The organism is Acinetobacter sp. YH12219 (genome assembly GCF_013417875.1).
In the GTDB taxonomy this organism is placed as follows: domain Bacteria; phylum Pseudomonadota; class Gammaproteobacteria; order Pseudomonadales; family Moraxellaceae; genus Acinetobacter; species Acinetobacter amyesii.
Window position 1 is genome coordinate 39,985 of record NZ_VPDC01000024.1, and the last position, 6,611, is coordinate 46,595.

A 6,611-nucleotide genomic window follows, 5' to 3' on the forward strand; every position below is an offset into this window, starting at 1 on the left:
AGTTAATGGCTGGCTTATGCAAAATGCTGGTATCCCTTAAATTTTATGACTTGGTCAACACCGTGATTGTTATAACGGATTCCCAAATTTGGGGTGATTTGACCGATTTTACTAATGTTTACATCTAATTCTAGTTGCAGAAGCTTTTTATAATTCTGCGGACTTATTGTAAAGCATAACTCATAGTCATCTCCACCCGCGAGGGCGTATTGCCACTGCTTTTCTTGTTGTAATTGTTTTACATCGTGATCGATAGGAAGTTGATCTAATTCAATTTCTGCACCGACGTGTGAAGCAGCGAGGATATGTCCTAAATCTTGTGCGAGCCCATCAGAGACATCAATCATACTGTTGGCTAAGCCTTTTAGCTGTTGGCCCAGTAAGCAACGTGGCATTGGATAGTCCAAGCGCTTTTGTAATTGGTGGCCCAAATGTTTTAAGCCAAATGCAGCATCACCGACTTGTCCGCTGACGCAGATATAATCACCAATTTTGGCGCCTGAACGTGGGACAGCCTGTCCTGATTCTACCCAGCCGAGGGCTGTGACTGAAATCGTTAAATGTGGACTTTGAGTGGTATCACCACCAATTAAACTCACACCAAATTGATCGCAACAATCATATAAACCCTGACTAAAGCCTTTGAGCCAGTCATGATCAATTTGGGGTAAGCTCAAGGCCAATAAAATACTGTGTGGTTTGGCACCCATTGCGGCAATATCAGAGAGATTGACGGCAACAGATTTCCAGCCTATGGCATGTGGGTTTGTGTCGAGGGGGAAGTGACGCCCAGCAACCAGTGTATCGGCACAGATGACCAATTGTTGCTGTGGAGGAGGGGTGAGCAAGGCTGAGTCATCACCGACCCCTAAATCGACAGAATTGATATTCTGTCGATTAAAATAGGTATCAATGATCGAGAACTCAGCCATACAACGTACTACTTAAAAAATTAATTAGCTTGTTGTTTTTCTGCTACACGCAATGTAGTCGCTAAACGATCCAATACACCATTGATGTATTTGTGGCTGTCTGCACCGCCAAAATGTTTAGCTAACTCGATCGCTTCATCTAACACGACGCGATATGGAATCTCAAGATGTTCTTTGAGTTCATATGCGCCAAGACGAAGTGTTGCAAGTTCAACACCATCTAAAGCGTCTACTTCACGATCGAGTACAGGGATTAAAAGCGCATCCAATGCTTCATGATTGGCAACAACTTCGGTCAATAACTCGTGGTAATAGCCGAGGTCGACCTTGTGCATGGCATTATCCACACGTGTACGTGCTTCAATCTCATGGACAGGATTGCGGCTCATTTGCCATTCATAAATTCCTTGTACAGCAAAGCGACGTGCTTTACGTTTTGCTGCATAAGTTGCTTGAAGTGTTTGCGACATAGCGTTAAATAGCCTTTAACAAGTTAACCATTTCAATAGCAGTCAAGGCAGCTTCACTACCTTTATTGCCTGCTTTTGTACCTGAGCGTTCAATCGCTTGTTCAATACTATCCGTAGTCAATACACCATTAATTACTGGTAAGCCAGTGTCTAGACCAACAACGCCTAAACCTTTAGCACATTCGCCAGCAACAAAATCGAAGTGAGGCGTGCTACCACGAATCACTGCGCCAAGCGCGATGATGGCATCGAAACGACCTGAAGCTGCAAGTTTCTTCGCAACCACAGGAAGTTCCCAAGCACCCGGTGCATGAACAACAGTGATATTATCCTCTGATACGCCATGACGTTTCAATGTATCAACGGCACCTTCTAGCAAATGTTCAACAACAAAGCTATTAAAACGACCAACTAAAATCGCATAACGGTCTTCGTTCGCGAGATGTAACATACCTTCAATACGGCGAACTGCCATAGCAACCTCGATTATTTCTCTGATGTTTGATTTGCGGTGATGTATTCCACCACTTCTAAGTTAAAACCTGATAGTGCATTAAAGCGTAGTGGCGAGCTGAGAAGCTTCATTTTTTCCACGCCTAAATCACGTAAAATTTGTGCGCCGACACCAATGGTTTGATACTGCTGAGACAGTGCCGCATTGGATTTAACATTTTTCGGTGCAGTTAAATTTTCTAAAGCAGGGCCTAAGTCCTGTAAATGACGCTGACCAATCCATACTAAAACACCACGATCGCTGGATGCGATTTCTTTGAGTGCTTTATCGAGATTCCACGCCGGAGCGCCATCTTGTTTATTGAGTTTTAATAAGTCACGAACCGGGCTGAAACCATGTACACGGACCGTGGTTACTCCTTGTTTCGGTTCGCCTTTAACCAGTGCTAAATGAATGTCTGGGTTACCAATTTCACGGTAACGGAACAATTCAAAAGTACCATATTCAGTATCTAAAGTTTGTTGATCAATGCGCTCAACGGTTTGCTCATTGGTCATGCGGTAGTGAATTAAGTCCGCAATCGTCCCCATTTTTAAGCCATGCTTTTCAGCAAAGACTTCAAGATCAGGGCGACGTGCCATGGTGCCGTCTTCATTGATGATTTCACAAATCACAGATGCGGGTTCAAGACCTGCTAAACGCGATAAATCACAACCGGCTTCTGTATGACCTGCACGGTGAAGGACACCACCAGGCTGCGCCATCAGCGGGAAAATATGGCCTGGCTGAACAATATCAGCGGGTTTTGCATGTGCTGCTACAGCAGTTTGAATGGTGTGCGCACGTTCAGCAGGTGAGATGCCTGTTGAAATGCCATTTGCTGCTTCAATAGACAATGTAAAGTTGGTGCCGTGCTGGGCACCATTGGCATCAACCATGAGTGGTAGGTTCAACTGTTGGCAACGCTCTTTGCTGAGCGTTAAGCACACAAGACCACGCGCATGCGTAATCATGAAGTTGATATCTTCAGGACGTACGTGGGTCGCAGCGATAACAAGGTCGCCTTCATTTTCACGATCTTCATCATCCATGAGGATGACCATTTTTCCTGCACGAATATCAGCTACGAGCTCTTCAACAGTATTGAGCGGCATCAATCTTCACCTTTTTGTTTGTCTCGAATGACATTTACTTGCATTGATTGTTGCATAGTCTAACGTTTTTTTGCGTTCTTTGCCTATGCTTATCATTTTCCTTTAATGGCTCATTGTTATACACAGTCGTCAGAACCTTGAAAAGAGGACTTTATTTGAATTGTGCCATTTATGCCCAATCTTTAAGCGATTGAAAAGCATAAAAATTGGCAACCTTATATGGATTTTGAATAATTGAGCCAAATGAAACTGACAGTTTGTCGGAAGCGTTTAATCGCTTAACTACATGAAGGATCACACAAAATAATAGGAGCTTATGCAGCTGAGTGTGCAGCTAAATAATCTTGAATGATCATTTTATTGGCCTGCAAAATGCTTTTTTGTAATTCGGGATCATGCATTGCCCGTGCAATTAAAACCGCACCGACCAATTGGGACATCATGGCCCAAGCTTTTTCTTCACTCGCCAAATGTGTGCTAAATAAAGCATGACCGCGCAGTAATTCCTTTTCATAAGCTTGTTTAATCGTGTCATCTGCGCGAGCTACTTCAGTCGCGAGTGTCGGCAAAACACAGCCTTGTTCAGGATGTTCAAGGTGGGAAGGGGTTAAGTAACGGTCTAATTCAAAATTAATCCAGTCTGCTGCATTGTGATTCGGGTTACTTTGCCACATGTTAAAGCTTTGCTGCAATTCATATTCAACCAATGCTTTGAGTAAATCCTGTTTTGACGAAAAATGTGAATAGAATGCGCCACTAGTGACACCTGCAGCTTTCATTAAGCCGTCAACACCTGTTGCAGCAAAGCCATTTTTTTTCGCAATTTGCCCCGTAATGTTGAGCAATTCTTGTCGTTTTTGTTGTTTGTATTCGGGTTTATAGCGCATATGCATGACCCCAAAAAATTATGATTGACGATAAATTAATCATAACATAGTATTCGTTATAGTAACGATCGTTATTCAATAAAATTGATCGCACATGGAATATAAAAACTATCCAGCACGAGGAGATCGTCATGGAAAATAATCATATATCTAAGCCTGTCAAAGGTGTGGCATTGATCATTGGTGCAGGAGATGCCACCGGTGGTGAAATTACCAAACGCTTTGCTTGTGGTGGTTATACCGCATGTATGACGCGGCGTAATGTCGACAAATTACAGCCCTTAATTGCTGAAATTCAAGCACAGGGAGGGACTGCTTTTGGCTTTGGTTCGGATGCTCGAAAAGAAGAGCAAGTGATTGAACTCATCGAGCACATTGAATCAAACATTGGCCCGATTGAGGTCATGGTCTTTAATATTGGTGCCAATGTGCCATGTAGTATTTTGGAAGAAACCGCACGTAAATATTTCAAGATTTGGGAAATGGCATGTTTCTCGGCATTTTTAACGGGTCGGGAAGTGGCGAAGCGCATGGTGAGCCGTGAATCTGGCACAATTATTTTTACGGGTGCGACGGCTGGGGTTCGTGGTGCCGCAGGCTTTGCCGCTTTTGCTGGCGCAAAACATGCGCTTCGTGCCTTGGCACAAAGCATGGCGCGTGAACTTGGGCCTAGAAATATTCATGTGGCGCATGTGGTGGTTGATGGGGCGATTGATACCGACTTTATTAAAGAGACTTTTCCCGATTTGTACGCAAAAAAAGCGCAAGATGGTATTTTAAATCCCGTACATATTGCAGAAAATTATTGGCATCTCTCACAGCAACCACGAGATGCATGGACGCATGAATTAGATCTGCGACCGTGGATGGAACGCTGGTAAGCGTAATTTGATTCAAATAAAAGAACGATACGCGGTAAGGTCATCCGCAAGTGTTTGAGACAGGACTACATCTATTCAAAAATGTTTTTGCGATACTTTGAATAATTAGACGCTAGTGAACGAGTTTTGCGGATGACAATGGTTTTGGGTACTTTTGCCGAAACAAAAGTACCTCCAGCCGAAGGCTAATCCCTTTATTTAAACCCTGGATGTAAGACTCCGTCAAATCGGCTTAAAAATCATTTAAAAAATACGATGTTACTTTTACGTGCGTAACATCAGTTAGGAAAATAAGCAAAAAAAGGACGAAAAACATGAAAGTCATTGAATTTTATTTTGATGTCGGCAGCCCATATAGTTATATCGGTTTTCATCGCATTCAACAGATTGCACAGCAGTATCAAGCCGAGCTGATCTGGAAGCCGATGCTTCTTGGTGGAGTGTTTAAAGCTACAGGCAATAGTAGCCCGATGGCGGTACCTGCGAAGGCACGTTATTCCATGATTGATCTTCAACGTTGGGCAAAGCTATGGCAGATACCAGTACAGATGAATCCGTATTTTCCGATCAATACTTTGCAGTTGATGCGTTTGATAACCGCAGTCCAATTATTTCAGCCTGAACTATTTCTCAATGTACTGACGGGTATTTTTAACGCAATGTTTGGTCAGCCACGCAATTTAAATGATCTCAATGAATTAATTCAATTGATGCAGGAGCTTGGATTGGAGGTAGCGCAGGTTAAATCATGGCTTGAAGATGAAAAAGTAAAGTCTGAGCTTAAAGTTATTACCGAAGAAGCCATTGCACGTGGTGTGTTTGGGGCGCCAAGTTGGTTTGTCGATGATGAGTTATATTGGGGTGTTGATCATTTACATTTTGTTGAGGCGGCTTTACAGGCTTCATCACGATCAGCCTAATTGGACGAATACTTGAGTGAATGCTACTGAATATGAGCACCAGTTTTAGGACGGGAATGCAGAAGTTATTGTAGATGTAAGTAAAATTATAGAATGGATCATGGCTGATTGTCTTACTTACATCTACTTTTACTCAGCTTTCATTTGTATTGAGTCTTATTTTTGGCGTACTAACTTAAAAAACTTAAGCTTTATTCCGTATATAAATAATGCTGACATTTGGTGCAATTTACGGTGCATGAATCGCTTGCATAAATACCTTTACGAAAGAATCGTTTATTGCCGCAAAAGATACAGATAAATTCATCTTTATGATTTTTAGCGCTTGGTAGCTCTTGGTAAACGAGTCTTAATCCATTGTCTTTATAACGATAATTTCGACCATAAATTTGTTTAGCAAGCCAATAGTCCAAACTTGTAAATTTTATGGCAATACAACTGATGATACAAAAAGGAAATAGCCATATAGATCCAAATGCTTTGGAAACAGACGCCCAACCTGAAAATACACTTGTGAAAGTAAAAAACATGACCGCGAAAGCACCAAAGAAGAAAAGATAGAATACTTTGCTTTGGAAAGAGCTTAATTTGTTTAAGTATTTGAGATGATGTTCATAGGTCGAAATATCATCTTGGTTGGGCACAAATGCGGGATAACGTGCTTGCTTAGGTTTGTCTGACACTTGATCACCAAATGAATGACCACAGGCACTACAAAAGTGATGTTGTACTAATGCTTTTTCTCCACAGGAGACACAATATTTCATAGCTATTTAAATATTTTTAATTAGGGTCTGTTGACATTTGTTGATTAAAAAAATAGCGAGATAGTAAAATTAAATCGCCAAACCCAATTTTACACTCGCTATGCCTCGAACAATGCTAAATGATCAACACTGGTCCAAGTTACTTG

At 41.9% G+C, this 6,611-nt stretch carries 8 protein-coding genes; 2 read left to right on the forward strand and 6 right to left on the reverse strand.

Annotated features, from left to right (window positions below; genetic code table 11):
- Nucleotides 1-14: 14 nt before the first annotated feature.
- From thiL to FTV04_RS14385, 5 genes are all read right to left on the reverse strand, one after another.
- The gene (gene thiL / locus FTV04_RS14365) at nucleotides 15-932 is read right to left on the reverse strand and encodes a thiamine-phosphate kinase (RefSeq protein WP_180022202.1); all 918 of its coding nucleotides are present in this window, start codon (nucleotides 930-932) and stop codon (nucleotides 15-17) included.
- Nucleotides 933-952: 20 nt separating this feature from the next.
- Nucleotides 953-1,402, reverse strand: coding sequence for a transcription antitermination factor NusB (nusB, locus tag FTV04_RS14370; protein WP_180090110.1), 450 nt, complete (start codon nucleotides 1,400-1,402; stop codon nucleotides 953-955).
- 4 nt (nucleotides 1,403-1,406) lie between these two features.
- Nucleotides 1,407-1,877: a 6,7-dimethyl-8-ribityllumazine synthase gene (gene ribE / locus FTV04_RS14375; RefSeq protein WP_180073534.1), complete on the reverse strand. Its 471-nt coding sequence runs from the start codon at nucleotides 1,875-1,877 to the stop codon at nucleotides 1,407-1,409.
- An 11-nt stretch (nucleotides 1,878-1,888) separates the two neighbouring features.
- Nucleotides 1,889-3,010, reverse strand: coding sequence for a bifunctional 3,4-dihydroxy-2-butanone-4-phosphate synthase/GTP cyclohydrolase II (gene ribBA / locus FTV04_RS14380; RefSeq protein ID WP_078191533.1), 1,122 nt, complete (start codon nucleotides 3,008-3,010; stop codon nucleotides 1,889-1,891).
- A 314-nt stretch (nucleotides 3,011-3,324) separates the two neighbouring features.
- On the reverse strand, nucleotides 3,325-3,897 hold the full coding sequence (locus FTV04_RS14385) for a TetR/AcrR family transcriptional regulator (RefSeq protein ID WP_180003563.1): 573 nt from the start codon (nucleotides 3,895-3,897) through the stop codon (nucleotides 3,325-3,327).
- A gap of 131 nt (nucleotides 3,898-4,028) precedes the next feature.
- Here FTV04_RS14385 and FTV04_RS14390 point away from each other — a divergent pair, with 131 nt between their 5' ends.
- Together FTV04_RS14390 and FTV04_RS14395 are read left to right on the forward strand one after the other, a co-directional pair.
- Nucleotides 4,029-4,778, forward strand: a complete 750-nt coding sequence (locus FTV04_RS14390; RefSeq protein WP_180090112.1) for an SDR family oxidoreductase — start codon at nucleotides 4,029-4,031, stop codon at nucleotides 4,776-4,778.
- A gap of 314 nt (nucleotides 4,779-5,092) precedes the next feature.
- Nucleotides 5,093-5,698, forward strand: coding sequence for a 2-hydroxychromene-2-carboxylate isomerase (locus tag FTV04_RS14395; protein ID WP_180090114.1), 606 nt, complete (start codon nucleotides 5,093-5,095; stop codon nucleotides 5,696-5,698).
- A 191-nt stretch (nucleotides 5,699-5,889) separates the two neighbouring features.
- On the opposite strand, the gene FTV04_RS14400 is transcribed toward FTV04_RS14395, so the two are convergent.
- On the reverse strand, nucleotides 5,890-6,465 hold the full coding sequence (locus tag FTV04_RS14400) for a hypothetical protein (RefSeq protein ID WP_180090116.1): 576 nt from the start codon (nucleotides 6,463-6,465) through the stop codon (nucleotides 5,890-5,892).
- Nucleotides 6,466-6,611: the final 146 nt, after the last annotated feature.

What these genes read in the sequence shown, in the direction of transcription:
- thiL (WP_180022202.1), bottom strand. Translation starts at nt 932, where the DNA reads ATGGCTGAGTTCTCGATCATTGATACCTATTTTAATCGACAGAATATC.
- nusB (WP_180090110.1), bottom strand. Translation starts at nt 1,402, where the DNA reads ATGTCGCAAACACTTCAAGCAACTTATGCAGCAAAACGTAAAGCACGT.
- ribE (WP_180073534.1), bottom strand. Translation starts at nt 1,877, where the DNA reads ATGGCAGTTCGCCGTATTGAAGGTATGTTACATCTCGCGAACGAAGAC.
- ribBA (WP_078191533.1), bottom strand. Translation starts at nt 3,010, where the DNA reads ATGCCGCTCAATACTGTTGAAGAGCTCGTAGCTGATATTCGTGCAGGA.
- FTV04_RS14385 (WP_180003563.1), bottom strand. Translation starts at nt 3,897, where the DNA reads ATGCGCTATAAACCCGAATACAAACAACAAAAACGACAAGAATTGCTC.
- FTV04_RS14390 (WP_180090112.1), top strand. Translation starts at nt 4,029, where the DNA reads ATGGAAAATAATCATATATCTAAGCCTGTCAAAGGTGTGGCATTGATC.
- FTV04_RS14395 (WP_180090114.1), top strand. Translation starts at nt 5,093, where the DNA reads ATGAAAGTCATTGAATTTTATTTTGATGTCGGCAGCCCATATAGTTAT.
- FTV04_RS14400 (WP_180090116.1), bottom strand. Translation starts at nt 6,465, where the DNA reads ATGAAATATTGTGTCTCCTGTGGAGAAAAAGCATTAGTACAACATCAC.